This window comes from Rhizobium sp. CRRU65, assembly GCF_048551595.1.
Classification (GTDB): Bacteria; Pseudomonadota; Alphaproteobacteria; order Rhizobiales; family Rhizobiaceae; genus Rhizobium; species Rhizobium leguminosarum_J.
In genome coordinates this window covers 43,059-69,138 of the sequence record NZ_JBLYZH010000004.1, presented here as the reverse complement: position 1 = coordinate 69,138, position 26,080 = coordinate 43,059, and the positions used below count along the sequence as shown (strand labels likewise).

At 61.8% G+C, this 26,080-nt stretch carries 31 protein-coding genes; 18 read left to right on the top strand and 13 right to left on the bottom strand.

All coding sequences use genetic code 11. The annotated features are described in order from the left end of the window. Window positions 1-46: 46 nt before the first annotated feature. Both groL and ACM5SV_RS09320 read right to left on the bottom strand, forming a co-directional pair. Window positions 47-1,681 carry a chaperonin GroEL gene (gene groL, locus ACM5SV_RS09325; protein WP_017993434.1) on the bottom strand — a complete coding sequence of 545 codons (1,635 nt, stop codon included), beginning with the start codon at window positions 1,679-1,681 and terminating at the stop codon, window positions 47-49. 49 nt (window positions 1,682-1,730) lie between these two features. Further along, a complete protein-coding gene (locus ACM5SV_RS09320) occupies window positions 1,731-2,048 on the bottom strand; it encodes a co-chaperone GroES (protein WP_012756689.1) in 318 nt (105 codons plus the stop codon). Between the two features lie 512 nt (window positions 2,049-2,560). On the opposite strand from ACM5SV_RS09320, the gene ACM5SV_RS09315 reads away from it, so the two are divergent. The 6 genes from ACM5SV_RS09315 (at window position 2,561) to ACM5SV_RS09290 (ending at window position 5,189) form a co-directional block, all read left to right on the top strand. Then, window positions 2,561-2,824, top strand: coding sequence for a hypothetical protein (locus ACM5SV_RS09315; protein ID WP_012756688.1), 264 nt, complete (start codon window positions 2,561-2,563; stop codon window positions 2,822-2,824). Beyond that, window positions 2,821-3,156 carry a hypothetical protein gene (locus tag ACM5SV_RS09310; RefSeq protein WP_012756687.1) on the top strand — a complete coding sequence of 112 codons (336 nt, stop codon included), beginning with the start codon at window positions 2,821-2,823 and terminating at the stop codon, window positions 3,154-3,156. Before ACM5SV_RS09315 ends, ACM5SV_RS09310 begins: the two co-directional genes overlap by 4 nt. Beyond that, window positions 3,153-3,482, top strand: coding sequence for a hypothetical protein (locus ACM5SV_RS09305; RefSeq protein ID WP_313903239.1), 330 nt, complete (start codon window positions 3,153-3,155; stop codon window positions 3,480-3,482). The genes ACM5SV_RS09310 and ACM5SV_RS09305 overlap by 4 nt, the downstream gene beginning before the upstream one ends. After that, window positions 3,473-3,748 carry a DUF1488 domain-containing protein gene (locus ACM5SV_RS09300; RefSeq protein WP_012756685.1) on the top strand — a complete coding sequence of 92 codons (276 nt, stop codon included), beginning with the start codon at window positions 3,473-3,475 and terminating at the stop codon, window positions 3,746-3,748. The genes ACM5SV_RS09305 and ACM5SV_RS09300 overlap by 10 nt, the downstream gene beginning before the upstream one ends. A 27-nt stretch (window positions 3,749-3,775) precedes the next feature. Continuing rightward, window positions 3,776-4,618 (top strand): transglutaminase-like domain-containing protein, encoded by an 843-nt coding sequence (locus tag ACM5SV_RS09295; protein ID WP_012756684.1) that lies wholly within the window; start codon window positions 3,776-3,778, stop codon window positions 4,616-4,618. Window positions 4,619-4,808: 190 nt separating this feature from the next. After that, a complete protein-coding gene (locus tag ACM5SV_RS09290) occupies window positions 4,809-5,189 on the top strand; it encodes a VOC family protein (protein WP_012756683.1) in 381 nt (126 codons plus the stop codon). A gap of 7 nt (window positions 5,190-5,196) precedes the next feature. Here the strand turns inward: ACM5SV_RS09290 and ACM5SV_RS09285 are convergent, their stop codons facing one another. Beyond that, a complete protein-coding gene (locus ACM5SV_RS09285) occupies window positions 5,197-6,159 on the bottom strand; it encodes a LysR family transcriptional regulator (protein WP_012756682.1) in 963 nt (320 codons plus the stop codon). Window positions 6,160-6,282: 123 nt separating this feature from the next. Here ACM5SV_RS09285 and ACM5SV_RS09280 point away from each other — a divergent pair, with 123 nt between their 5' ends. The 5 genes from ACM5SV_RS09280 to ACM5SV_RS09260 all read left to right on the top strand — a co-directional run bounded on the left by ACM5SV_RS09280 (window position 6,283) and on the right by ACM5SV_RS09260 (window position 10,652). Continuing rightward, window positions 6,283-7,683, top strand: a complete 1,401-nt coding sequence (locus ACM5SV_RS09280; protein WP_012756681.1) for an MFS transporter — start codon at window positions 6,283-6,285, stop codon at window positions 7,681-7,683. 96 nt (window positions 7,684-7,779) lie between these two features. Further along, window positions 7,780-8,157: a hypothetical protein gene (locus ACM5SV_RS09275; protein ID WP_017993428.1), complete on the top strand. Its 378-nt coding sequence runs from the start codon at window positions 7,780-7,782 to the stop codon at window positions 8,155-8,157. A 199-nt stretch (window positions 8,158-8,356) separates the two neighbouring features. Then, on the top strand, window positions 8,357-8,692 hold the full coding sequence (locus ACM5SV_RS09270; protein ID WP_012756679.1) for a hypothetical protein: 336 nt from the start codon (window positions 8,357-8,359) through the stop codon (window positions 8,690-8,692). 469 nt (window positions 8,693-9,161) lie between these two features. After that, window positions 9,162-9,305, top strand: a complete 144-nt coding sequence (locus ACM5SV_RS09265) for a hypothetical protein (protein ID WP_003546677.1) — start codon at window positions 9,162-9,164, stop codon at window positions 9,303-9,305. Window positions 9,306-9,602: 297 nt separating this feature from the next. After that, window positions 9,603-10,652 (top strand): fatty acid desaturase, encoded by a 1,050-nt coding sequence (locus ACM5SV_RS09260; RefSeq protein WP_128439270.1) that lies wholly within the window; start codon window positions 9,603-9,605, stop codon window positions 10,650-10,652. A gap of 100 nt (window positions 10,653-10,752) precedes the next feature. Here the strand turns inward: ACM5SV_RS09260 and ACM5SV_RS09255 are convergent, their stop codons facing one another. Next, window positions 10,753-11,667, bottom strand: coding sequence for an SDR family oxidoreductase (locus ACM5SV_RS09255; RefSeq protein ID WP_017993424.1), 915 nt, complete (start codon window positions 11,665-11,667; stop codon window positions 10,753-10,755). A 170-nt stretch (window positions 11,668-11,837) separates the two neighbouring features. On the opposite strand from ACM5SV_RS09255, the gene ACM5SV_RS09250 reads away from it, so the two are divergent. Beyond that, window positions 11,838-12,407: a TetR/AcrR family transcriptional regulator gene (locus ACM5SV_RS09250; protein ID WP_012756675.1), complete on the top strand. Its 570-nt coding sequence runs from the start codon at window positions 11,838-11,840 to the stop codon at window positions 12,405-12,407. Here ACM5SV_RS09250 and ACM5SV_RS09245 read toward each other — a convergent pair. From ACM5SV_RS09245 to ACM5SV_RS09230, 4 genes are all read right to left on the bottom strand, one after another. After that, window positions 12,404-13,030, bottom strand: a complete 627-nt coding sequence (locus ACM5SV_RS09245; RefSeq protein WP_041935487.1) for an exopolysaccharide biosynthesis protein — start codon at window positions 13,028-13,030, stop codon at window positions 12,404-12,406. The genes ACM5SV_RS09250 and ACM5SV_RS09245 overlap by 4 nt on opposite strands. A gap of 28 nt (window positions 13,031-13,058) precedes the next feature. Beyond that, complete coding sequence (locus ACM5SV_RS09240; RefSeq protein ID WP_012756673.1) at window positions 13,059-13,361, bottom strand: hypothetical protein; 303 nt, start codon at window positions 13,359-13,361, stop codon at window positions 13,059-13,061. A 44-nt stretch (window positions 13,362-13,405) separates the two neighbouring features. Next, window positions 13,406-14,389, bottom strand: a complete 984-nt coding sequence (locus ACM5SV_RS09235; RefSeq protein ID WP_012756672.1) for a TerC family protein — start codon at window positions 14,387-14,389, stop codon at window positions 13,406-13,408. 200 nt (window positions 14,390-14,589) lie between these two features. Beyond that, window positions 14,590-15,066, bottom strand: coding sequence for a YcgN family cysteine cluster protein (locus ACM5SV_RS09230; protein WP_113547094.1), 477 nt, complete (start codon window positions 15,064-15,066; stop codon window positions 14,590-14,592). A 203-nt stretch (window positions 15,067-15,269) separates the two neighbouring features. Here ACM5SV_RS09230 and ACM5SV_RS09225 point away from each other — a divergent pair, with 203 nt between their 5' ends. From ACM5SV_RS09225 to ACM5SV_RS09215, 3 genes are all read left to right on the top strand, one after another. Continuing rightward, window positions 15,270-17,480: a transglycosylase domain-containing protein gene (locus ACM5SV_RS09225; protein ID WP_222014416.1), complete on the top strand. Its 2,211-nt coding sequence runs from the start codon at window positions 15,270-15,272 to the stop codon at window positions 17,478-17,480. A 205-nt stretch (window positions 17,481-17,685) separates the two neighbouring features. Then, window positions 17,686-18,273: a DUF1214 domain-containing protein gene (locus ACM5SV_RS09220; RefSeq protein ID WP_012756668.1), complete on the top strand. Its 588-nt coding sequence runs from the start codon at window positions 17,686-17,688 to the stop codon at window positions 18,271-18,273. Then, the gene (locus ACM5SV_RS09215) at window positions 18,266-18,814 is read left to right on the top strand and encodes a membrane protein (protein WP_012756667.1); all 549 of its coding nucleotides are present in this window, start codon (window positions 18,266-18,268) and stop codon (window positions 18,812-18,814) included. Before ACM5SV_RS09220 ends, ACM5SV_RS09215 begins: the two co-directional genes overlap by 8 nt. A 13-nt stretch (window positions 18,815-18,827) precedes the next feature. Here ACM5SV_RS09215 and ACM5SV_RS09210 read toward each other — a convergent pair whose 3' ends face one another. Continuing rightward, window positions 18,828-18,995, bottom strand: a complete 168-nt coding sequence (locus tag ACM5SV_RS09210; protein WP_012756666.1) for a hypothetical protein — start codon at window positions 18,993-18,995, stop codon at window positions 18,828-18,830. A 540-nt stretch (window positions 18,996-19,535) separates the two neighbouring features. Here ACM5SV_RS09210 and ACM5SV_RS09205 point away from each other — a divergent pair. Both ACM5SV_RS09205 and ACM5SV_RS09200 read left to right on the top strand, forming a co-directional pair. Next, complete coding sequence (locus ACM5SV_RS09205; protein WP_113547109.1) at window positions 19,536-19,742, top strand: hypothetical protein; 207 nt, start codon at window positions 19,536-19,538, stop codon at window positions 19,740-19,742. 248 nt (window positions 19,743-19,990) lie between these two features. Next, on the top strand, window positions 19,991-21,040 hold the full coding sequence (locus tag ACM5SV_RS09200; protein ID WP_128439220.1) for a DUF2336 domain-containing protein: 1,050 nt from the start codon (window positions 19,991-19,993) through the stop codon (window positions 21,038-21,040). A gap of 125 nt (window positions 21,041-21,165) precedes the next feature. Here the strand turns inward: ACM5SV_RS09200 and ACM5SV_RS09195 are convergent, their stop codons facing one another. Further along, complete coding sequence (locus ACM5SV_RS09195; RefSeq protein ID WP_128439221.1) at window positions 21,166-21,768, bottom strand: TetR/AcrR family transcriptional regulator; 603 nt, start codon at window positions 21,766-21,768, stop codon at window positions 21,166-21,168. A 185-nt stretch (window positions 21,769-21,953) separates the two neighbouring features. Between ACM5SV_RS09195 and ACM5SV_RS09190 the strand changes: the two genes are divergently transcribed. Beyond that, the gene (locus tag ACM5SV_RS09190; protein WP_222014417.1) at window positions 21,954-22,961 is read left to right on the top strand and encodes an SDR family oxidoreductase; all 1,008 of its coding nucleotides are present in this window, start codon (window positions 21,954-21,956) and stop codon (window positions 22,959-22,961) included. A 115-nt stretch (window positions 22,962-23,076) separates the two neighbouring features. Here ACM5SV_RS09190 and ACM5SV_RS09185 read toward each other — a convergent pair whose 3' ends face one another. From ACM5SV_RS09185 to ACM5SV_RS09175, 3 genes are all read right to left on the bottom strand, one after another. Further along, a complete protein-coding gene (locus tag ACM5SV_RS09185; RefSeq protein WP_222014419.1) occupies window positions 23,077-23,424 on the bottom strand; it encodes a DUF1491 family protein in 348 nt (115 codons plus the stop codon). A gap of 66 nt (window positions 23,425-23,490) precedes the next feature. Beyond that, window positions 23,491-24,939 (bottom strand): methyl-accepting chemotaxis protein, encoded by a 1,449-nt coding sequence (locus ACM5SV_RS09180; RefSeq protein ID WP_222014421.1) that lies wholly within the window; start codon window positions 24,937-24,939, stop codon window positions 23,491-23,493. 135 nt (window positions 24,940-25,074) lie between these two features. Beyond that, complete coding sequence (locus tag ACM5SV_RS09175) at window positions 25,075-26,049, bottom strand: oxidoreductase (RefSeq protein ID WP_222014422.1); 975 nt, start codon at window positions 26,047-26,049, stop codon at window positions 25,075-25,077. Window positions 26,050-26,080 lie beyond the last annotated feature (31 nt).

The window sequence follows — 26,080 nt, the reverse complement described above, 5'->3', positions numbered from 1 at the left end:
GTTCGGGTTGCGCCGTCCGGCCACGCCGGAACAGTTCAGGCTGTTCTCAGTATCCCATATCTCCCATGCCGCCATTTCCGGCTGCAGGGGCGGAGTCTCTTGCGGGAATGTCGGCGATCATCACCTCGGCGGTGATCAGCAGCGCCGCAATCGAGCCGGCGTCCTGCAGAGCGGTGCGCACGACCTTGGCGGGATCGACGATGCCGGCCTCGATCATATCGACATAGGTCTCCGTCTGTGCGTCGAAGCCCTGATTGTGATTATTGCTGCCGGCGAGTTTTCCAACGACGATGGAGCCCTCGAACCCGGCATTGTCGGCGATCTGCCGGATCGGGGCTTCGAGCGCCCTGAGCACGATCGAGATGCCCGCCGTCACGTCGGCGTTCTCCCCGGTCAGCCCCGTCAGCGCCGACTTGGCGCGCAACAGTGCCACGCCGCCGCCGGGCACGATGCCCTCTTCGACCGCCGCACGGGTGGCGTTCAGTGCATCGTCGATGCGGTCCTTCTTTTCCTTGACTTCCGTCTCGGTGGCGCCGCCGACACGGATGACCGCGACGCCGCCGGCGAGTTTCGCCAGGCGCTCCTGCAGCTTTTCCTTATCGTAATCGGAGGTGGTCTCCTCGATCTGCGCCTTGATCTGCTGGATGCGCGCCTGGATGGCCGCTTTCTCGCCGGAGCCGTCGATGATCGTGGTGCTCTCCTTGTCGATCAGCACGCGCTTGGCGCGGCCGAGCATATCGAGCGTGACGTTGTCGAGCTTGATACCGAGATCCTCGGAAATCATCTGGCCGGCGGTCAGCACGGCAATGTCTTCGAGCATCGCCTTACGGCGATCGCCGAAACCCGGCGCCTTGACGGCTGCGACCTTCAGGCCGCCGCGCAGCTTGTTGACAACAAGCGTCGCCAAGGCCTCGCCTTCGACGTCCTCCGAGATGAGCAGAAGCGGTTTGCCGGTCTGTACGACGGCTTCCAGGATCGGCAGCATCGCCTGCAGGCTGCCGAGTTTCTTCTCGTGAACGAGGATATAGGGATCCTCCAGTTCCACGCGCATCTTCTCGGCATTGGTGACGAAATAGGGTGAGAGATAGCCGCGGTCGAACTGCATACCCTCGACGACGTCGAGTTCGGTCTCGGCGGTTCGCGCCTCTTCGACCGTTATGACGCCCTCATTGCCGACCTTGTCCATCGCCTTGGCGATCATCTCACCGATGGCGGCGTCGCCATTGGCGGCAATGGTGCCGACCTGGGCGATCTCACCTGACGATTTGACCTTCATCGCCCGCGCCTTGATTTCCTTGACGACGGCGGTAACGCCGAGATCGATGCCGCGCCTGAGATCCATAGGGTTCATGCCGGCAGCGACGAGCTTGGCGCCTTCGCGGAAGATGGAGGCGGCGAGAACGGTTGCCGTCGTCGTGCCGTCGCCGGCAAGATCATTGGTCTTCGAAGCCACTTCACGCACCATTTGCGCGCCCATGTTCTCGAACTTGTCCGCGAGCTCGATCTCCTTGGCGACGCTAACGCCGTCCTTGGTAATGCGCGGCGCGCCATAGGCCTTGTCGATGACAACGTTGCGACCCTTCGGGCCAAGCGTCACCTTGACGGCGTTGTTGAGCAATTCGACGCCGCGCAGCAGGCGGTCGCGCGCGTCGGTGGAGAACCTGATTTCCTTGGCAGACATGATATTTCTTCCCAGTTCGGTCTTGAGATGCTGGTCACAAATTCGACGGTCAGGCAGCTTTGTCGGCAGCCGCTTCAGTCTTTTCGACGATGCCCATGATGTCGGTCTCCTTCATGATCAGAAGGGTTTCGCCATCGATCGTGACCTCTGTCCCCGACCATTTTCCAAACAGAATGAGATCACCGACCTCGACATCGAGCGGGACCAGATTGCCGCTTTTGTCGCGAAGGCCCGGGCCGACTGCGACCACTTCGCCGTGCTGCGGCTTCTCCTTGGCGGTGTCTGGAATGATGATCCCGCCCTTGGATTTGACATCGCCTTCCGCACGTCGAATGACGACGCGGTCGTGAAGTGAACGGAATTTCATAGAGGTCTTTCTGCTGCCGGCGCGTAGGGCGGCTGCAACTCATAAATAGCACTCGTGGCACTCGATTGATAGGAGTGCTAAGAAATATTATTCGCCCATGAACTTTTTTGAGATATTCAGGAAATCAATCCGACCGGATATTTTGTATTGATCAGCAAATAAATAGAATTTTTTACGCCATCGCGCTCCATTTTATTTTCGTGAGCGAAGAGTTAATTTGGCGTTTTTCATAGATAAATCAGAATTTATCTTGATTTAAACTCAATCGAGGCGCAATGATAGGCTTCGTCGATTTGGCCGACTTGGCTTCGCGGTGTCAGAGACCTACGACCCGCCATCACCACTGAATTCTCGATAGCGATCCATGACGTCGTTCCGGCGTTGAGTTCGCCTGTTCCGATCCGGAATGAGCTTGGCGCTGACCGCGGATGTACCGGCAGCCTCGAGTTCGTCCGGTTCGGATCTCAACGATACAGGAAACGCATCGGTGTATTCCTGCGGAGGCCTCAGCCGTGACCAGTCGTACCACACAAACCGTCGTCCGCTTTTCATCCCCATTCCGTCTGCCCGGTTTCGACGGGGCGCAGCCAGCCGGAGAATACCGCGTCGACTATGACGAGGAATTGATCGACAGCGTTTCCAGGCTTGCCTGGCGACGGGTCGGCGCCTTCATCCACCTGCCGGCGATCGCTGCGCAGAGTTCGACGCAGCAGATGATGCCTATCCACCTGTCAGATCTCGAAACCGCGATCGAAAAGGACCACAAACCGTCATGACCGCTACGCGCATCCCGCAACGCAATGGACGCTCAATCCGGCGCGAGGCAGCAACGCATATCTTCAAGGTGGGGCAGACTGTCCGAGTGAAGGACGGGTTCTTGGTCGTTCCCTCCAAGCTTCCCGACACATACCGCATTACCGCCACACTGCCTCTGAGAGGAAATGTGCTGCAATACCGTATCCACAGTGACGATGAACGTCATGAGCGGGTCGCGACGGAAGATAGCCTGGAACTGGTAAACCTATCGCCCGCCGGTAGCGGCGCAACACTGATCGAGAGGACGTTTGGCCATGGCCACGGCCCGAATGACGAAAGGTTGACATCGTGAACAGTCATGAAGACGAAGCCGAACGCAGACGGAATGCCGTTGCCGTCGGCACATGGGAAAATAAATGTGGTGCGTCGGGCCGCTACTTGATGGAGGTCGAACATGACCGCCGGATCGAATCTGCCCGTTCGTGGACCGTCTATCGTGTCTCTGCAAGCGTTCCAGTGCACGCCGACCATGGCATGATCGGCAAGAGCCGTTCGGAGGCCGGTGAAGACATGATGTCCTTCAATCTTCTCAACATAGGATACCGGAAGGAGTGGCTGAGGCTGTCGGACACCGCCCGGAGCGGTCGCCAGACCCCGCCGGTTCAACCATGGCGCTAGCCTTTCTGAACCAAAGCCGCAGCTTCGATGCGGCGAGAAATGCAGTGCGCTTCATCGGCCATGACGGCATGTTCCAGGTGTTGTTTTTCGTCGAGGTTGGCGCGCTGGCGAAATCCGACGCCGCATTGCAAAGAACCGAGCCTTCGGAAACGGGGTGGCTTTCGTCGTTCGACGCCCTGCGCAACTCCATTCAGGACGTGGCGCACAAAGCCTATTCGTACCGCCGCCGCGCCTTCTATACTCTAACTGCGGCGGATTTCCGCTAGACGGATCCGGACGCGCGAGAACGCTCCATGTTGATCCGTTACGGCTATGAAATGACGCTGACCTGCCCGCAGCCGACCGCATTGGTCTGTCTGCTGTCGGTTCATGACGATCGCGCGGCCGACATCAGAATTCCGGAAACGGTCTTCACCACGCCCGATGTCCCCACTTCTTCCTATCGCGATCTCTTCGGCAACCGCTGTCTTCGGCTGGTTGCGCCAGCGGGCGACCTGACCATATGGGGCGATGCGACGATCGAAGACGACGGCAAACTGGACAGGTCGCTGCCAGGCGCCAGGGAAGTCCCGGTTTCGGAGTTGCCGGATGATTGCCTCGTCTACCTGATGGGCAGCCGCTATTGCGAGACGGATCGTCTCAGTCAAATTGCATGGGATATGTTCGGCACCGTCTCACCCGGCTGGGGCCGCGTTCAGGCGATCTGCGACTTCGTTCACGGCCATATCCAATTCGACTACATGCAGGCGCGATCGACGCGGACAGCCTTCGAGGCGTTCCACGAACGTGTCGGCGTCTGTCGCGACTTTGCGCATCTCGCGGTGGCGCTGTGCCGTTGCCTCAACATTCCTGCCCGATATATCAATGGCCATCTCGGTGACATCGGTATTCCCGTCGTCGATCCGATGGACTTCAGCGCCTGGATCGAGGTCTTCCTGGACGGTGCATGGCATACATTCGATCCGCGCAACAACACGCCGCGGATCGGTCGTATCATCGTCGCACGCGGGCGCGACGCCGCCGACATACCGCTCATCAATTCCTTCGGACCGCATGTGCTGAAGGCGTTTCGAGTCTGGACCTATGAGGTGACGAACGTGGAGCCGATGCAAAACGTCGCCGAGGAAGCTGTTTAGAACGAGACCTGAACGGATGCGGCAATGTCCAGCCGCAGGCTTTGCCGCAGGCGGCAGATGTCGCGGGACTGCCTGTCCCACACACTTTTATCCGACATGCTTAGAACAACGGTTGAAAGATGTTGGCGTCGAGCCATCTTGGGTGTGGGCAGTCCTTCGGGGTTAGCGGAAGATAGGGAGTTGGCAGTCCATGTTCGATCACATTTCCATCGGCGTAAAAGACCTCGCAAGAGCCCGCCGTTTCTACGATGCGGCGCTGACGCCGCTCGGATATGAGCGCCTGTCCAATTCCGACTCCATGATCGGCTACGGCCCGGAAAGGGTCGGGCTCTGGGTGATGCAGGTCGAACAGCCCGTTGTTGCCGACATGCGATCCGGGCTGCACTTCTGCTTCGTCGCGCCTGATGAGGCCGCTGTCGATGCCTTTCACGCGGCGGCCGTTGCATCCGGCGGCACGGATAATGGCGAACCAGGTGTGCGGCCGGATTATGGGCAATTCTATTACGCCGCCTTCATCATCGACCCGGACGGCTATCGCCTCGAAGCTTATTTCCACAAAGGCGAGCTATAACGGACCGTCAGGCAGCGGCTCTCGGAATGGATACGCAGCAGCCGGAAGCTTCGAGCGCTTTATTGGCTACATCGATGAACAGGCGACGGAACCAGCGCGCCCGGCCGTCCGTCTGGTCGACTCGGCGATAAAGCATCGTCACGGGATCGGCCGGCAGCGAAAGCGGCGGCTCGCAAAGCATCAGCCCATGTAACTGCGCCATGCAGCGACCGATCGATTCCGGCACCGTGGCAATGGCGGGCATCGCCTTCAGCACCATCGGCAGAGCGGAAAAGCGCGGCACGGTCGCCACCACCTGTCTCACATCGCCGGTGCGGTTCAGCGCCATGTCGATACCGGTCGAGGTGTTGCCTTCGAACGAGACGGTGACATGCGCGACATTGGCGAAATCCCTGAGGCTCAACGGCGCCTTCAGCCCGAGCTGAGCTTCATCGTAGATGCAGATCGAGACTTGGTCGAACAGCGGCGCGCGAATGTGCCAGGAGGCGGGCTCGTCGTGCATCGCGACGCTGAAATCGAAGACGCCTTCATCCAGCCGGCGTGCAGCATCGCGCTTTTCGGAAGCGATACCGATCAGCCGGGCGCCGGGTGAAAGCTGGAGGAGACGGGCGGCAAGCGGGCCGAAGAAGGCCGATTCGAGATTGTCGCACATGCCGATGCGGAACTCGCCCTGCCAGCTTGCCGGATCGAACTCGGCCTGCGGGCGGATGGCGCGCTCGATACCCGACAGCGCATCCTCGATCGCCGGGGCGATGGAAAGGGCGCGCGGCGTCGGTTGCAGGCCGCGCCCGACACGCACGAATAGTTCATCGTCCAGCGCCTCGCGCAGGCGCCGCAAAGCGGCCGACAGGCCTGGCTGACCGAGCAGCAGGCGCTCGGCGGCGCGACTGACATTGCGCTCCTGCATCAGCACCGAAAAGGCCAGCAGGAGATTGAGGTCGATCTTGCGAAGGGTGACATCATTCATCATCGTCAGTAATACCTGGCATGGCTACTATCAATTTGCAATAGGAATGGAAGCTGTACATTTTCTCGTTCCCTGCCGCCCGGCAACCTCCCCCGATGAGGCGGCAGCAAAGAAGGAACGATTTCGATGACTCTTTCCAAATCGCGAAGCGGAGCGGGGCTGGCATTGCTGCTGCTCTGCGCCGCCAATTTCCTCGACGCCATGGACGTCTCCACCATCGGCGTTGCGCTCCCCGCCATCCAGGCCGAACTCGGCATGGAGGCGACCTCGTTGCAATGGGCCGTCAGCGCCTATGTGCTCGGCTATGGCGGCTTCCTGCTGCTCGGCGGCCGGGTCGCCGATGTCTTCGGCCATCGCCGCGTCTTTCTCTGGTCGCTGGCGATCTTTGCCGCCGCCAGCATCGCCGGCGGCTTCGTCAACAGCGGCCCGACGCTGATCGCCGCCCGATTGGTCAAGGGCATTGCCGCCGCCTTCACCGCGCCCGCGGCGCTTGCGCTGCTGCTCTCCGTCTTCGGCGAGGGAACGGCACGGGCAAAGGCGCTCGGGGTCTTCTCCTCCACCGGCGCCGCCGGCTTCGTGCTCGGCATGGTGCTCGGTGGTGCTGCGACGATTATCAGCTGGCGGGCGACATTGGTCATGGGCGCGCCCGTCGCCATCCTGACGCTTTTTGTTGCGCCACTGGTGCTGCCCGCCGACCCGAAAAGGACGGGACCGCGGCCGGCCTTCGACTGGGCCGGCGCGCTGACGATCACCCCTGGGCTGCTGCTCTTCGTCTTCGGCATCACCAATGCTGCGGCCGCCGGCTGGCAGGCTTTTGCGACCTGGGGTTCGCTCGTCGCGTCGCTGGCGCTGATCCTGCTCTTCCTCGTGGTCGAAGCGCGCCATGCCGATCCAATGGTGCCGCTCGGCATGTTCCGGCGGGCCAAGCTCCGGCATGCCAATGCGATTGCCGCCCTCTTCCAGGGCGCCTATGTCGGCTTCCAGTTCCTGGCGACGCTCTATTATCAGAACGTCCTCGGCTGGTCGGCCTTCACCACCGGCTTCTGTTTTGCGCTTGGCGGTGTCTTCGTGATGTTCCTGGCGCCCCGCTTTGCGACGCTTGCGCAAAATCGCGGCGCCACCGGGCTGATGGCAGTGGGGGTCGGTCTGCAGGCGTTCAGCTACATCTTCTGGGTGACCGCACTTGGACATGTCGATCCGATCCTGCTCGTGCTGTTCTCGCAGATCCCGCTCGGCCTCGGTTACGCCCTGACCTACCCCTCGGTGCAGGTTGCGGCCCTTTCCGATGTGGAGGATGACAAGGCGGGACTCGCCTCCGGACTGCTCTTTGCCTCATTCCAGATCGGCGGCGGCATCGTGCTTGCGGCCGCCTCGGCAGTCTTCGGCGCCGCACCGCATTTCGGCTGGAACCCCTATGTCGCCGGCATCGCCTTCGTGGCGCTGCTTGCGGTGGCGATTACCCTGCTTGCCGCTGCCGGTCCGCGGACATCGGCCGCCCGGAGACCCAGCTATCAGGCGGCGGAATAACCGTCATCGGCCCGCACCCTGACCGGTGCGGGCTGCTCATGAACCGGAGCGATATCTGCAGCAAGAATCCCGTTGCGTTGCCTGGGTGAAAGGCGCATGGTCGCAACTTCGGCAGCCAGTGTACGGGCGCTGCCGACTGAGGGTTTTTATACCCTTGCCCCGATGAAAGGAGGACCGATGTCTTCCACTTTCGAAAAGTCGCATCTGACTTCGTCCGATCTCGACATGCTGCAAGGCGTGCTCGACGACGCCGGCTACGACGCCAAAATCCTGATCGGCAACGAACGTGTCTTCAACGTCGCGGCCATACTGTTGATCAGGCTGTTCGAAGAGGGCGTCACCTCGCCGGCCATGCTCTCACAAGCGCTCGAACACCATTTCGGCAAGCTGAAGACGCCGCCGAAACCGGTAACCCCCGTCTTTAACCGATATGCGATACAGGGATTGCCCCGCGAAAGACGCGCTGCTGGCTAGAGCATAACGCGAAAAGTGTGAGCGGTTTTCGGACGACCTCATGCTCTCACTGAATGTTCTAAAGCGCGTCGCGATCTTTCAGATTCACTCCTCGCGCTTTAGGTCTTTGTTTTACGCATGCCGTTAGCGCAAAACCGCTTCACACTTTTGCGCGACATGCTTTAGCGGCAAGCGAGCCGCCCGGCTCCGAAGGAATATTGTGCGAAAAACCCTCTTGCTTTGTATCTGCGTCGCAGCGGCCGGTTATTTCGGATGGGTGCAATTCGGGGCTTACCAACAACGGCAACAGGCTAGAGATCTTGCCGACATCGACAGGGAGCGCCGGGTGGCGCTCCTGGAAGTCGATGGCTGCCAGGCGAAAGTGGATATGCTTCTGTCGATGACAGACCGTCTGCTCAAGGCCGGCGGCATGCTGGTGCCGCTCGATATCGGACGGGACATAGAACTCTGTTTGGACCGCGGCATCATGTCGACATCAGGCCGAGCGGAGATGGAAAGAACGAAGTTGATCCGCCTGTTTTCCGTGAATGACTAAGGCGTTCGCAAGATTCGTTGCTCGCGCTTCAGGTCCTGTTTTTACGTGTGTCGCTATCGCAAAATCGCTGCGCAGTTTTGCGCGGCGCGCTTTATGCCCTGTGGAAATATGGCTTTCCTGCGGCGGCGGCCTTAATGGCACCTCAATTTTAGTCTATAAGGGAAGCTCGCTGATTTGGCCGATGCGGCGTTAGCGGTGACCGGGTTTCCGGCCCCGCCATTTTCCCGATCGCGAAAGCATGGTGACGTCCCGTCTCAACGTCGGGTTTGGCTTTCGGTGACCTCTCCGGTCATCCGCCTCCAGACAGCGATGCGGTTTCAGCAGGCATCATTTTCATTCCATCCCTGCGGCCCGGTGTTGTCGGGTTGCCCCTCATGACGATCCCGCGATCTCCGATCGCGACCGACAAACGGGGCGAATACCACGCAGGCTGCGGCTTTCAATTTCGATCTAAAGGGAGATTTTATCGATGGCAAAAGGACAGGTAAGAAGCAATCGCGAGGTCCGGAAGCCGAAGAAGGACAAGCAGGCAGCGAAGGTGGAAAGCACATTCGCCAATCAGATGAAGACGGCGACCAAAACCGCCCCGCAGGGCAGTGCTCCAAAGAAATAGAACCTCTTATCGAGCCGCCGCTCTCGCCCTCGCTGCGCCTAACAGCGCAAGTGATAACGCGTCCTGGCGGACGCGCCGGCGTGACATCATCACCTATTGACATGTCTACAGAAAAACAGGAATTGCTGCAACCATGACCACACTTCTTACAATGTACCACTTCGACTATCCGCTCTTCCTCATCCGCTCGGCCGTAGTGATTGCACTCGGCCTTTCGGCCGTCGCGGCCTTTCACGGCGTCACTCTGTGATCGAATCTGCGCGCCGCAGCGAGTGCGAGGAAATCCAAGTGGCCCCTTTGGGCGAGCCCGACGAAAACCCGGAGCGATCCCGGGGGAATGCCGAGCTTTTCGCTGAAAAGCGCTGGTTGAAGATCCTTGCCGGATATCGCCAGCCACGAGCCGGACGCAGCGCTTTCGAGCTTGCCGTCACCGTCGTCCCCTTCGCGCTGTTCTGGGCTGCCGCCTGGGCAGCGGTTCACTACAGCTTCTGGCCCGGCCTGATCCTCGTCCTTCCCGCCGCCGCCTTCCTGCTCCGGCTGTTCATGATCCAGCATGATTGCGGCCACGGCTCGTTTTTCGCCCGTCGCCGCGTCGACGACTGGGTTGGACGCACGATCGGCATCCTGACGCTGACGCCCTACGACTATTGGCGCCGGGCGCATGCGGAGCACCACGCCTCGGCCGGAAACCTTGACGAACGCGGCGTTGGCGACATCGAAACGCTGACGATCGCCGAATATAACGCGCTGTCGCGCTGGGGCCGGCTCGGCTACCGGCTCTACCGGCACCCGATCGTGATGTTCGGGATCGGACCGGCATGGCTGTTCCTCTTCAAGCAGCGCCTGCCTTTCGGCATGATGCGCTCCGGCGCCCTGCCCTGGGTCTCGACCATGGCAACCAATCTTGCCATCGCAGTGGTCGCCGCGCTGCTGATCTGGGCGGTCGGGATCGTCCCCTTTTTACTGGTGCATCTTCCGACCGTGCTTCTGGCAGGCGCTGCCGGCGTCTGGTTGTTCTACGTCCAGCATCAATTCGAGGAAACACATTGGTCGAAGGAGCCGGACTGGCAGTTCCAGCATGCGGCCCTCCACGGTGCCTCGCATTACGACCTGCCGCCAGTGCTACGGTGGATCACCGGCAATATCGGCATCCACCACGTGCATCATCTGTCGAGCCGGGTGCCTTACTACCGGCTGCCGGAGGTGCTGCGAGATCATCCTGAGCTTGCCGATCTGGGCCGCATCACGCTCATGGAAAGCCTGCGTTGCGTCAAGCTGGTGCTGTGGGACGAACAGACGAAGCGACTGGTCTCGTTTCGCGAGGCGGCGCGGCTTGCCGCAGCATGATAACGGGGCGTTAGAGCGGTTTAGCTTTCACGGAAGCGCAGAGCCGCTCTAACCTTTTGCCTGCATCCAATTCCAGGGAAAGCCGTTTCCCTGGAATTGTTTAGCGATAACCCGTCACGTCAGCCGGTCTGCCCGGCTCCTGCACTTCCACCATGTAGCGCCAGCAATCCGGCCGCGAACCGTCGATATCGTCGAAGCCGTAGGTCTTGGCCACTCCGCCGCTCGACAGCGACTGGCCGTTCCAGCGGGCGCGGTCGGGATCGGCGGCGATGGCCGCAACGGCGCGGCCGACGAAATGCGGCGTTTCGGAAATGGCGAAATGCGGCTGCACTTTCGTCGCCTCGCGCCAGTTCTCCTCGCGAACACCATAAGCATCCAGCATCATTTCGGAGCGCAGCCAGCCGGGCGTGATCGAAACGGCGGTGGCGCCGTGTTTCGCCAAATCTTGCGCATGCGCCCAGGCCATGCGGGTGACGCCCGTTTTGACGAGGTCGTAAAAGGGCGACAGCCGGTAATGGGTGGCATTGTATTCGGCTGTGCCGTCGGTCATCTCCACCAGCAGCCCGCCGGGCCGCTCGATCATCAGCGGCAAGGCGTAGTGGGCGGTAATCAGATGCGTCTCGATGCCGAGCTGCAGCATGCGCAGGCCCTTGTCCAGCGAATGCTCCCAGACGGCCTTGTCCCATTCGAATAGCTTCTCGCAGCCCCAGATGTCGTTGACGAGAATATCCAGCCGACCGGCTTCGCTGCGGATGCGGGCGACCAGCGCCTCGACCTGTTGTTTGATGAGATGGTCCACCTGCACGGCGATACCCTTACCGCCTGCGGCGGTTACCAGTTCGGCCGTCTCTTCGATCGTCTCCGGCCTGGCATATTCGGATTGCTTGGCGCGCGTCGTGCGCCCAGTCACGTAGACGGTGGCGCCGGCGGCGCCGAGCTCCACCGCGATGCCGCGGCCGGCGCCGCGCGTGGCACCCGCCACCAAGGCAACTTTCTCCCGCAAGTTTGCTGTCACTTCTCCATCCTCCACGCCAATGCAAAGTGTTACAGCGTCCTTTGCGCCTCTAAAGAGGCGCGGCGCTGTAGAACGCCTTATGCCGTAATGGAAGCGCCAGGAATTGGCCGGCGCTCCTTGTTTATAAACGAATGATCGTTTATATATAATGTGAATGCAAGAGGAATTTCATGCCGCGTCGCCGCACACTGTCCGACGAACAGCTTCTCGCCATGGTGCTGGCGCTGATCCATGCCGAGGGGCCGGAGGCGGCGACCTTTGCGGCGGTGGCGAAAACGAGCGGTCTTTCCGGCTCGACGCTGGTACAGCGCTTCGCCACGAAAGCGGCGATGCTGCGCGCCGCGCTGCTTTATGCCTGGGACAGGCTTGATGCGGAAACGGCGCGGCTTGCCGAGGTCGTGCCGAAAACGCAAGAAGGCGCCGTCGCGCTGCTCGTCGGCCTGTCGCAGGATTACGGCGATAATGCCGCCGCCTATGGCGAGGGACTGCTGGTGCTTCGCGAGGATTTTCGCGATCCGGTGCTGCGTGCCCGGGGTGCGGCCTGGGGAGCGGCACTGACGGCGGCAATCGCGCGATGTTTCGGCTCGGCGAAGGCGCCGGAGACGATCGCCCGGCTGATGCTGTCGCAATGGCAGGGTTCGCTCATCTGGTGGGGTTTTGGCGCCGAAGGGCCGGTGGCTGCCTATGTCCAGACGGAGTTGCGGCATTTCCTCGCCGCGGTACCTGTCCATTCAGGTTAAGAGGCCGTGAAGATCATCGCCTTGATAAAATATAGCAAGGCGGCAGTCGCGACGATGGTCGCCAATGTGAGCAGCAGTCCGATCAGGGTGACGAGACCATCCCGCTCCATCAGGGCGACGGCGAGCACCACCAGCGAGAACACCGGCAGAATATTGCCGAAGGGGATCGGCAGCGCGATCACCACGGCGAGCAGGAAGACAGGAATGCCGAGCAGCGCCTGCACCGTCGGGCCGGTGAGGGCCTGCAGCCGGCCGGCGCGCACGACCTTCTCCACCCGGGCGATCACCGGGACCGCGTGACCCACGACGAGATCGAGCGCCGCCGATGAAACCCGGCGATCCCTGACGATGGCGGGCAGCCAGACCTTCCGGCCGCCCGCAACGATCTGGAGGGAGACCAGCGCCAGCGCGGTACCGAAAACCATTCCGAATGGCCCGGGAATCGGGGTCAGTGCCGGGATTGCCAGGAACAGGATGGTGAAGGCGATGCTGGTCGAGCCCATCGCCTCCAGAGCCTCGCCGATGGAGAGGCCGCCCTTCGCCCGGGCGAGTTCCAGCATCTCCCGGAGCCGCGCGGTGGCCACACCGCGCGGCGGCCGTCTATTTCCGGCTTGATCAGACATTACGCAGTCCATTTTCAGCTGGTCGCCGTCACGCACCCGCGCCGGCTCCCTTCAGGGCGCCGACCAGGGCTGCGCATTGCGGGTCGCTGCCGTCGAGAAGTTCGGCCGGCGCGGTATGACCGATCGCTATGCTGACGACTGTGGCCGCCGCCCAGCCGTAGTCGCCGGCGGCGCGCTCTATGAGCTTCGGCCCCTGGGATGTCAGGCAGGCCTGGGACTGGCGGACGATCTCCACGGGAAGCCGGGCGCGCTCAGCCTGTTGCTGGATCTCAGCCTGCAACGGATCGACGACGAGCAGGGCAAAAATCCAACCGATGAAATTCGAAATCATATCTGTTTCCTTCTTTGTTGACGTATTCCCTGTGCAGAGCCCGCTCAGGCGGGCTGCTGCGGATCCCGCGTCTTGAGAAGGCTCCAGACCACGCCGGCTGCGATGATCGCGAAGGTGATGCTGAGCGAGAGCGCGGCCGGGAATTTTTCAAGGCCCAGCAGGTCGGCGAGGAAGATCTTCGAGCCGATGAAGATCAGCACGATGGCAAGCGCCGGCTTGAGGTAACGGAAGCGATGAATCATCGCAGCAAGCGCGAAGTAAAGGGCGCGAAGGCCGAGGATCGCGAAGATGTTCGAGGTGTAGACGATGAACGGATCGGTGGTGATTGCGAAGATCGCGGGGACCGAATCCACGGCGAAGATAACGTCGGCCACCTCGACCATCACCAGCGCCATGAAGAGCGGCGTGATGAACCAAGTCATCCTCCCCGTCCTGGGATTTGCCTTTCTGACGAAGAACCGTTCGCCGTGATGTTCCTCGGTGACGTTGAAGCGGCTGCGCATGAAGCGCACGAGGATGTTCTTCGAGACATCAGGCTCTGCCTCCTTGATGACCAGCATCTTGATGCCGGTGACGATCAGGAACGCGGCGAAGATATAGAGAAGCCAGGCGAATTCGGCGACCAGCGTCGCGCCGACGCCGATCATGATGGCGCGCAGCACGATGACGCCGAGAATGCCCCAGAAGAGCACCCGGTGCTGGTAGATGCGCGGCACGGCAAAGAACGAGAAGATCAGAGCGATGACGAAGACGTTGTCGAGGGCCAGCGTCTTTTCGACGACGAAGCCCGTCATATAGGCAAGACCGGCCTCGGAGCCGAGGTACCACCATACAAAACCACCGAAGGTAAGGCCGAGCGCGATATAGAGAGCGGAAAGCCTGACGCTTTCGCCGACGCCGATCTCCTTGTTCTGCTTATGAAGAATACCGAGGTCGAACGACAGAATGGCGATGACGAGGGCGAAAAAGCTCGACCACATCCAGAGCGGCGTTCCCAGCCACTCGACGAACAAAAATGAGAGATTCAAGGATAGTCCCCTGTCGGCACTGGTTGTCGGAGAAGAGGTCCGACATCGCAAGAGTGCCGAAGCTCTCGCCAGAGGGGCCCGGACCAGCGGGTTGCACCGCAAGTAGGGTCTCACTTTTCAATAATCAAGCAGCGGCCAGTGCCAATTTTACGCATCGCGCCGGAGGCAAGCCGTGCGAGAGAAAGCCTTCGCCAGCGGTCTCAGGCGTCCTCGTCGTCCTTCTCCTCGCCCACGGTCAGCGGCCAGTCGACGACATAATCCTCGAGATCATCGAGATCGATCTCATTTTCGTTGATCGCGCGGCCTCGCGCGGAAATGCCGGCCGCATGGACGGTCTCCGGGTCGCCGGAGACGAGCGGGTGCCACCAGTAGAGGTCGCGGCCTTCATTGACCAGCCGGTAGCCGCAGGTGGGCGGCAGCCAGGCGATATCGGGCACGTTCTCCTTGGTCAGCTGCACGCAGTCCGGCACGAAATCCCAGCGGTTCTCATAGCTGGAGCAGCGACAGCTTTCGCCGTCTAGCAGCTTGCAGCTGACCGAGGTGAAATAGATATCGCCGCTATCCCATTCCTCGATCTTGTTGAGGCAACAGAGGCCGCAGCCGTCGCAGAGGCTTTCCCACTCGGCGACGGTCATCTCGGCAAGCGTCTTGCTCTTCCAGAAGGGCACATCGTTCATCGTCGTTTCATGCAACAGCGACCCGCAAATTCGCGTGACCCTTATGCATCTCTCTTGTTATCGGCCGCAAAATCAATCAATCCTTCAGTATACTCCTGGTACTCGGAGAATTCTCTCCTGGTATCGGAGAGATTTGCGGCCATATGCGGGCCTCGCGCTTTTGTCTGATATGACCGAAGCGAGATCAGGCGGGAATACAGGACGTGCAGGATCCGGACAACCCAGGAAATGGGCCAGGAAATGGGCCAGAAAACGGGCCAGAAAAAAGGCCCGGAAAAGCGGCGAGCGAGGCAGCGGAAAAGCGGCCGGCGAAGAGCCGTCACATTCTACTGCGCATCGATTCCTGGATCGATTCGACCGTCTGGAACGCCGGCTTCCGCGCTGCCGAGATCTGGGAAGACATTACCATTTTCTTCCGCCGCTTCCGCGTGCGCGGCTGGAAGCGCATGGTCTTCGAACTCGCCGGCGAAGGGCTGACGCTCGGGGCGGCCGGCTCGGTGCTGATGCTGCTGCTTGCCCAGCCCGCCTTCGAGGCAACCAAGGAAGACTGGCGCAACCGCGGCGATTTCGCCGTCACCTTCACTGACCGCTACGGCAACGTCATCGGCCATCGCGGCGTCATCCACCAGAATTCCGTACCGATCGACGAGCTGCCGGATTCGCTGATCAAATCGGTGATCGCCACCGAGGACCGGCGCTTCTTCGACCATTTCGGCATCGATTTCATCGGCCTCTTCCGCGCCATGAGCGAGAATGCGCGCGCGGGCGAAGTCGTTCAAGGCGGCTCGACACTGACGCAGCAGCTCGCCAAGAACCTGTTCCTGTCGAACGAACGCTCGATCGACCGCAAGGTCACCGAGGCGTTCCTGGCACTGTGGCTCGAGGCGAACCTTTCCAAGAAGGAAATCCTCTCCACCTATCTCGACCGCGCCTATATGGGCGGCGGTACTTTTGGCGCGGCGGCGGCGGCGCAGTTCTATTTCGGCAAGAACATCACCGATGTGAACCTTGCCGAATCCGCCATGCTTGCCGGCCTGTTCAAGGCGCCGGCGAAATACGCGCCGCATGTCAACCTGCCGGCGGCGCGTGCCCGCGCCAACGAAGTGCTGACCAATCTGGTGCAGAGCGGGTTGATGACCGAGGGCCAGGTGATCGCCGCCAGGCGCAATCCGGCCACCGTCGTCGACCGCAACGAGGTGGAATCGCCCGATTTCTTCCTCGATTGGGCTTTCGACGAGGTCCAGCGGCTTTCGTCGCGCTTCCACCAGCATTCGCTGATGGTGCGCACGACGATCGACATGGGCATCCAGCAGGCGGCGGAGGATTCGGTCGAGACGTCGCTGCGCGAATATGGCGAGGCCTATCACGCCAAGCAGGGCGCGATGGTGATGATCGAAAACGGTGGCGCCGTGCGCGCCATGGTCGGCGGCCGGGATTACGGGGAGAGCCAGTTCAACCGCGCCAGCAGGGCGCTGCGCCAGCCGGGCTCGTCCTTCAAGGTCTACACTTATGCTGTGGCGATGGAGAGCGGCATGACGCCGCAGACGACGATCGTCGATGCGCCGATCTACTGGGGCAACTGGAGCCCGCACAATTACGCAAACCGCTATGCCGGCCGCATCACACTCGAGACCGCGATCGCCCAGTCGATCAACACCGTGCCGGTGCGGCTCGCCAAGGAAAAACTCGGTATTCAGCCGATCCGGGCGATGGCGAAGAACCTCGGCGTCGAAACGCCCATCCGCGACGACGTCACCATCCCGATCGGCACCTCCGAGGTGACGGTCCTCGACCAGGCGACGGCCTATGCCACCTTCCCGGCCGGCGGCTACCAGTCGCGCCGCCACGGCATCACCCAGATCCTCGATTACGACGGCGACGTGCTCTACGATTTCGACCGTGACGAGCCGGCGCCGAAACGCGTGCTCTCCGAACAGGCCGACGCCTATATGAACCAGATGTTGTCGCGTGTTCCCTATGTCGGCACGGCGCGCAAGGCAGCCCTCGACAACGGCATCCTGACGGCCGGCAAGACCGGCACGACCCAGGCCTATCGCGACGCCTGGTTCGTCGGCTTCACCGGCAATTACACCTGCGCCGTCTGGTTCGGCAATGACGACTACACCTCGACCAACGAGATGACCGGCGGCTCGCTGCCGGCGATGACCTTCAAGCGCGCCATGGACTACGCCCACCAGGGTGTGACGCTGCGGGCCATCCCCGGCGTCGAAAACCCCCTGCCCTCGGAAAAGGATCTCGCCAAGACCGCCGCCGCCAAGCCGCAGGACGGATTGCCGCAGCTCATCCGGCCGCGCATGCTCTCGGTTCAATCGACCGACATCCTCAAGAAGCTCGGCGAAAAGCTGAAGAATGCCGCCCCGCTCGCGCCAGCGAAGGTGGCGAGCGCGGAGTAGCAGGCTCCGCCTGGCGCACGATCCCGAAATCAGCCTCCGCCCGCCTCGATATATCGGCACGGATTGCCGTTGCCGCACTTGGCATGACGGCTTTGCCGCATGGACATAACCGTGGATCAATCGGCTCCCATGTCACGGCGCGGCATTCCACCCTGCCAGAATCAGTGGTAACCCTTTCATCCGATATGGTTTCCAAGGTCTTGACGTGTTTCGATTCCCCCTCTTTATCGCGATCACGCTGATCGTCGCCTTTGGCGGCGGGATCATGATTTCGCTTTATGCGCTGGACGCGACACAGGGTTTCGGGGCGATCAAGCTCGGCGCCTGGGAGGCCTTTCCAGCGCTGCAGACGGTCGAGGCCGATCCTTATGCCAAGTCGCACCGGGCACGCGCCGGCAAGCTGCTCTATGGCAGCGCCGAGGGCCTGACGTTTACGGCGAGCGTCGACGACGAGGGCGCGCGGCTGAATGCCGGCTGCCGCTACCGCATCAGCGGGCAGACGCCGCCTGCCCGGCTCTGGACCCTCTTTACCGCCGACAATGGCGGCAATCCGGCGGCGGTGACGACCGGGCATCCCTCAGCGCTGAATTCCTGGACGGTGCTGCGCCAGCAAGATAGCGGCTTCTCGATCGAGATCTCAGCCGTCGCACAGCCGGGCAACTGGCTGGCCTTGCCACAGGCCGGCACCTTCCGGCTGGTACTGACGCTGTTCGACACCCCGACCGCCGGCAGTTCCGGCGTGATCGACCTCGCCATGCCGAAGCTCACCAAGACCGGATGCGGCAATGCTTAGGATATTCTTCGCGGTCCTGACCGGTCTTTTCGGCGCAGCCCTGCTGCATCTCGTGATCATCCTGTCGCTGCCGCATTTCACCGGCAGGGATGCGGCGACCCGCGTGGAGGCAGAGGGCGACCTCAACAATTTCTACCTGCTTGGCAACCAGTATGACGAAGCCGGCCTTGCCAATGGCGACCCCTTCCTGCGCACCGCCGTCTGCTCCTTCGACGTCGAGGATGCGCCGGTGCATTTCACTGCCAAGGGCAATGTGCCCTTCTGGTCGATCGCGATCTACGACAGCGCCTCCAACGAGGTCTTCAGCATGAACGACAGGACATCGGTCGGCGGCGCGCTCGATGTGCTGGCCGGCAGTCCGATCCAGCTGACAGACCTACGCAAGAACTTGCCGCAGGAGCTGCAACAGGCGATCCTGGTGGAAATGGCACGGCCTGACGGCTATGCCGTGCTGCGGACGCTGGCGCCGCAGGCGAGCTTCGATGAGGCTGCGCGCAACTTCCTGACGGAAGCCGGCTGCGAGCAATTCGCCGCTCGCTGAGGTTGAAGAGCGGTTACTTCTTGTTGACGCGTGGCGCGGGCGCCGGACGATGTTTCGGGCTCTCGGCCAACCGCTCGTAGCGGACGCCGGTGAACCAAAGAATCTTGGCTTCGCGGGGCTCTTTGTCCGGACGACGCGGCGCCCGCGGCTGCCGATCCGCCAATGCGACTACTATTGCCATTCTCGTCTCCATGCACTGCCCGAGACGGATGAACTTGCGATGGATTTCACCCTGCCCGCCAATGTGCGGGCCGGCGCGTCCTGCAGTACCGGGATGACCGGACCGAGGGCATTCGCGCCTTTCCCACGGCACCTGATTGAAATACCGTGATGCGGAGTTTCAACGATCCAAATACTCAAATCGCGTCGTTCCTATCCGAATTGAGACAGATGACAGTTAACAGTTTACTAATATTCGGCCGATGCCAAACACAGTTCACGTTACTTCCCCTTTAACGCTCGAAGAGTTGATTTGGTTTCACCCCGCCTGCGCAAACTGCCGGCTGGAGTTCAACGGATAAATTTAGAAACAATTCATATAGTTGACATCGGCGCTGCAATCCGCCGGCCGGGAAAAGCGCGATGTTGCAAAAATACATCACGAAAATATTTAATTGCGAGGCGCGCGGATGCGCGTATGTTCGCTCATGTCGATCACACGTTTCCGGGCTCCGATCGATCGGGATTTTCCACGTTCTTGCCGGAATGCGGAGGGCAAGCGGTGTCTTTGCTGGTAAATTCATCTTTCTCGCCTGACGATCTCGACGTGCTGCGCAGTGCGCTTGATGCCTGGTGCACAGAACGGCGCATCGACATCAAAAGCGTCGACGCGCAATTCGCGGCATCCGCAGCACTCGACCTTTATCAGGCAGGTTACGACAGCCGCGAAAAGCTGCTGCACGCGCTACGCGATCAAAGGGCCGCCTGAGTTTTTCCACCATCACGGCAGCGATAGGCATCGTTGCAATACTCCTTTCAAACCGCGCATTTTTATATTGCCGGCCAACCATGTCGCGACACTTTTCGCGTGTATATTTCTGTAGCATTTTAATAAAATCTTCAGCATGCATTAACCGTACCGGTGTAGGATTTGTTCATAACCGTATGGCCTGACATGCGTTCCGCCAGCGCATATCGGCCCTTGGTCCCCTTGTTCTGCGTTTTCGGGGTGTTTTTGTGCGTGACCGGTTTCGAGACCTAGAAGGCCCCTTGGCCGTCAGGAAAAAGGACGTGGTGTTGATGGCGACTGTCAGCAGTTTCGAGAACCTGTCTCATCCGACAAGGTCCGAACTGCGCCAATTCGCCGAACTTTTCATGCCGCTGTTCCAGGCTTCCTCCGACGAGGCCAAGCGCCAGGCGGTCGCGGCGCTGTCCCAATGCCAGAACATGCCGGCCGCTGTAGCGCTGTTCATCGGCAACCAGCCGATCGAGATCGCGGCGCCTTTTCTTGCCGCCTCAAAGGCAGTCGCCGACGACACGCTGATCACCATCGCGCGCATGCAGGGTGCAGCACATGTCAAGGCGATCGTCAGCCGCGATTCACTCTCGCCGAAGGTCATCGATGCGCTGGTGGCGCTGCGCCAGAGCCAGCCGCGGTCCGCGAGCGCATCGGCGCCAGTGATGGAATCGCCGGCGGTCCCGCTTTCACCAGCGCCGACTGAGACCAACGAGGCAGATGCGCTGGCGGAACAGCGGATTGCCAATGAAGAGGCGTTGCGCGAGCGCATCCTCGGGCTTGCCGGCCATCTCGGCCGTGCCGACGAGGACAGGCTCGGTCTGCGCACGCTCACCGACATTCAAGAGGCGCTGCTGGTGCGCTTCGCCCGTTCGCGTGAGGCGACGCATTTCGCAACCGCGCTTGCCGATGCGCTTTCCGCCAGCCGCTGGCTTGCCGAGCGCATCATGCTCGATCTTTCCGGCCAGCAGCTCGCCACGACGCTGACCAGCCTCGGCATGGGCTTTCTCGACGCCGTCTTCGTGCTCGAAAGGCTCTATCCGCACCTTGCCGAACAGCAGCATAACGTCACGCGCGGCTGGATGGTGCTCGATGCGCTCGACCCGGAAGAATGCCACGAACGCGTCGAAGCCTGGCGGCGCGCCGATCGCTACACTTATAAGCCGGAAGCGCCCGCCTTGCCCGCGCCGGCGGCAACGCCCGACTATCGCTTCATCCGCCAGGCGCCGCCGCAGCGCGACATGCGCGTCATGGGACGGCGGTCTCGTTGAAGGCAAAATAGCCCGATCCGCCTAATGCACGTCGTGATCGTTCAGATTCGCTCCTCGCGCTTTAGGTCTTTGTTTTTACGCGTGTCGTTATCGCAAAATCGCTGCGCAGTTTTACTCGACATGCTTTAGAGCGGCCTGTCTGCTCCCTCCGCCTCGATGAGCAACTGGAAGACCGGTGCAAGCAGCTTCACCAGCGCTTCGGGTTCCGCATCCGCAAGTGCCGAGAGGCCTATCATCTGCCGCATCACCTGGAAACCTGCGACAATAGATAGAATGAGAGCGGCGCGCTGCGGCGCCAGATCGCCGCTGAGCGCACCCGTCATCACCTTTTGATGGCCAGCCTCGATCTGTTCACGGCCGATCTCGGCGGCGCGCTTGCTCGATGCCGAATGCAGCATGATGAGAAAGCCCTCCAGCGGAGTATCGCCCGCCTTGGTGATGTCGACAAGCGAGGCGGCGATGGCCTCGCCAAGTTTTGCGGAGGCAAGGTTTTCCGCCGTCAGGATAATCGGGGCCGCCATCGTCGCGGCAATCACCTCGGCAAACAGCTTCTCCTTCGAGCCGAAATAGCGATTGACGAGCATGGCGGTGACGCCGGCGCCAGCTGCGATGTCGCGTACGCCGGCGCCGTCATAACCCGATTGCGCGAATGCGCGCCTCGCGGACGCCAGGATCGCCTCGCGTGTCGCCGCCGCATTACGCGGACGCGCGTTGGTGGTGCGTGTCATTCCTCTTGTTCCATCCATTGTCTACATCTGTAGACTCTTGCTTCTCCCTGAAGTATACGAGTGTAAACAATTGATGGCAACGACGGGCCGAAGGCCTGTGCAGCACAGCACGAACGAGACTGTCGCGACGGCAAGAACGCAGATCCCGGCGCACGATACCTTGATGTGTTGAACGAGGAGACGGCATGGCTGAGACAGTGCTTGTAACCGGCGGCTCCGGATTCGTGGCCGGCTGGTGCATCGTCGAACTGCTGAAGCGCGGTTATCTCGTGCGCACGACGATACGCGACCTTTCCCGGGAAGCAGGTCTTCGCTCGGCTATCGCCGTAGTAGCCGGGAACACCGACAACCTCCCATTCGTCGTCGCCGATCTGCTTGCCGACGCAGGCTGGGAGATAGCGATGCAAGGCTGCGATTATGTCCTCCATGTCGCATCACCGCTCGGCGGCGGAGAGCCCGGCGACAAGCATGCATTCCTCGAACCCGCCCGCGCCGGAACTCTGCGCGTGTTGCGAGCGGCCATTGCGGCAGATGTGAAACGCGTCGTCATGACGTCGGCTGCGGCCGCCGCCCGCCCGCCGCTCAGCACCGACCGGATCAGCGACGAGACGATCTGGGCCAATCCCGACGATCCGCAGTTCGATGCCTATCGCGTGTCGAAGATCCTCGCAGAACGCGCGGCCTGGGATTTCATGGAAGGGCGCGGAAAAACCAGCCGGCTGACGACGGTGCTGCCGGGCGCCGTCTTCGGCCCGGTCCTTTTCAAGGAGACGCCCGGCTCCGCCGGGATCATCCAGGACTTGCTGCAGGGCCGCCCGCGCGCGATGCCGCGGCTTGGCTTCTGGGTGGTCGACGTGCGCGATCTGGCGGAACTGCACATAAAGGCGATGATCTCGCCGGGGGCAGCCGGCGAACGCTTCATCGCCGCCGGCGAATTCATGTGGATGGAAGATATTGCCAGGGCGCTGCGGGTGGGCCTCGGTTCGAGCGGGCTCAAGACGCCGACACGGCGCCTGCCGACCATATTAGTGAGGCTCCTGCTGCCCTTCCTGCCGAAGCTGAAAAGCCTGGCGCCGCTGATCGGACGCAAGTTCCGGCTCACCTCAGAGAAGGCGCAGCGATTGCTCGGCTTTACGCCCCGACCCGGTGCCGTGACCGTCGTCGACTGCGCCGAAAGCCTTCTGAAGGCATGACCGCTCCATTCAACAGGGTCGCCGCGACCAACATCTGCTGCGCGACGCGGACAGGCTCTGGGATCTCAGCGAGCGGCTGTTGAAATGGCGCTGACCTGACGGCTGCCTCCGGCCGTCATCCGCTGTCCCTGATAAGCGGGATCATGTCCCCCAGTTCCTCCGCCTCCAGCTCGACGATCCAGAGATCGGGATCGAACTTGCGTTCGCGCTCCAGCATCGCGCGCACTGCTTCCGGTTCGCCGCGCGACAGGCGGATCTCGAACAGGCGGTCGCCGGCCTGGCCTTCGTCGAAGGCGGTCTGCGGCGCCGGCGCATAGAGCGTTTCCAGGCCGTCGCGGAAGTGTTGACGGATGAAGATTGCACCCGCCTCCTCCGCGCCCTTCTTCTCGACGGCGGCGAAATCGCCGCTGGCAAAGACGCGGCGCAAGAGGGCGGAAACGAAGATGTCGGCGCGTAATCTCATCGGCGCGGTATAGACCGGCGCGCCGGTGGCGGCAATGCGGGGTCGGTCAGAGTTTGACCCCAGGGCTCAGACCTTAATCGCCAGCCGCAAGCCTCCCCAATGCCGTCCGCGCACTGTGATCGGAGCGGAGATATCCTTCATCATCACGAAATTGCCGCCGCCCATGTCGCGCCTGTAGGTCTGGACGAGGAAGGGCGCGGTGCTGCGGCCGGCGGCAAGGCCGACGCGATCGGCGAAGATGCGGCGGTTGCGGCAATTGGCGGTGTTCCAGACGGTGTCGCCGGGCCGCTGGGCTTGCGAGAACTTCCGGTTGTGAGTCGGCAGATAGCCGTTCTCGTCGATCGCCGCGCAGAAGGCGATGCGCTCGTCCAAGGTTGTGACGGGTTCCTGGATCGGCGGCAGCAGGCGGTCGGTGAGTTCGGTGAAGGCTGCCATCACCTGTGCCGGATCGGAGCCCGCTATCGGCCGATAGCGTCGGCCGAAGAGAGCATCGAGCCCGATCTGCCCTTCAGCGACGGCACGTTCGAAGGCGCCGGAAATCTGCCTTGCCACCGACTGCGCTTCCTCGATCCAGCGGCTGTCGGCAGTCTTGACGCCGGCGCTCGCCGTCAGCTGGATCAGGGTTTCCGAGAGGCCGACGACGCTGTCGACGCGCTTTGCCGCCTGCTGTAGCCTGACATTCGAGCCGGCGACCTCGGCTGACATCTCGCCGAGTTTCTCGACGAAGCCGGCGCATTGCTGGTCGACCGCCTCGGTGGTGTTGGCCATGACAGTCGAACTGTCGAGGATGCGGGTGATCACATGTTCCATGCTTTCGAAGGCGCCGCGCATCGCCTCCGACTTGTCACGCACGCCGGCCGCACTGTCGCGCGCATCGCTGCCGACAGCCGACAGCCGGTCGATCTTGACACGCAGTTCGTCCAGCGTCTGCTGGATGGAACCAGTCGCCTTCGAGGTCTGCAGCGAAAGGGCTCGGACCTCGGTGGCGACGACCGCAAAACCCTTGCCCGCATCGCCGGCGCGCGCCGCCTCGATCGCGGCATTCAGCGCCAGCAGGTTGGTCTGGCGGGCGATGATGCTGATCTCCTCGGCAATATTGTCGACATCGGCAAGCGACTTGGAGAAGCCGGCAATCTCAGTGCCGATCTCGTTGGAGGACTGGACCATATGGCCGATCTCGGCGACGGAGCCGGTCAGGCGGTCGGCCGATTCTTTCAGCATGTGGCGGGCCTCGGCCGCCGTGCGGTCGGTCTCGCGCAGCGACACGGCGACCGAGCGGTTGGTCTCGGCAATCGACAGCGCGGTGCGGGTGACATGATCGAAGGCCGAGGCATGCCGGGCCGACATTCCCGCCATGTCCTGGATGGCGCCGGCGATATCGACGAGGTCGATGCCAAGGGTGGAGGCTTCTTCGGCAAGACGCAGCAGGATGTGGCGCAGCGCCTCGGGATCTGGCCCCACCGCTTCGACCACAGGTTCTGCGGCCAGATCGTCTATCGCCTTCAGCGCATGCATGACCGACGCTCCCCCGCTCCAATCAGAAAAGCTTCAGGCAACATGGTTAACAAGTTGCAAACAGTGGCAGCACCTTAGACTTAGGTTGTAGGGAAATCGAACTCCGTGACTGTGGGCCGGCCGTGCGGCGCCCCATCAGCTGGCGATGAAGCCCGTCAGCCGCTCGCTCAACTGCCAGAGGCGTTCGGCGAGTTGCGGATCGGTTGCCCAAGGACGGACGCCGAGCATCTCGGTCGAATCGCCGGGGACGGCGGTGGCGATATCGCAGTTCTCGCAATAGACGCCGCCGAGCCCCTCTAGCTTCTCGCTGACGGCGCACCAGACGGTGGTCGCCGCCCCCTGCTCAATCGTCTTCTTGTTGTTTTCCGGATCGATGACCGGCTTGCCATCCTCGTCGACATAGCCGCTCGCCTTGAGGAAGTCGCTCGACTGGTGGCGGACCAGATCGGTGGTGACTATACCGCCGGGATGCAGCGAGAAGGCTCTGACACCGTGCTTCGCACCCAAAGCGTCCAGTGAGATCGCAAAGAGAGCATTTGCCGTCTTCGACTGGCCGTAAGCGAGATAGGGCGCGTATTCGCGGTTCTCGAAATTCGGATCATCGAAATCGACGCCGGAGAAGACGTGACCGCGCGAGGAGACGGCGACGACGCGCGCGCCCTCGGCCTTCACCAGTGCCGGCCAGAGGCGAGCCGTAAGCTGAAAATGGCCGAGATGATTGGTGGAGAACTGCGATTCGTAACCGCGGGCGTCACGCGTCAGCGGGTTCGCCATGACGGCAGCATTGTTGATGAGCAGATGCAGGGGCTCGCCGCTTTCGAGGAAGCGGTCGGCGAAGTCGTCGATCGAGCCGGGGTCCATCAGGTCGAGCTTTTCCAGCACAAGGCCGGGAATGCTTTCCACGGCTGCCTTGGCTTTTTCGAGATTGCGGGCGGGGACGACAACCCTGGCGCCGGCTTCGGCGAGCACACGAGCCGTCTCGAGGCCAAGACCGGAATAACCGCCGGTGACGATCGCGACCTTGCCTGAAAGATCGCGCCCGGCAATGACGTCGGCGGCGGTTGATGCCGCACCGAAGGCGGAACCGATGGGAGCTTGTGGGGTGGACATGGCATGCCCTCCGTTGTTGCAAGATGGCCTT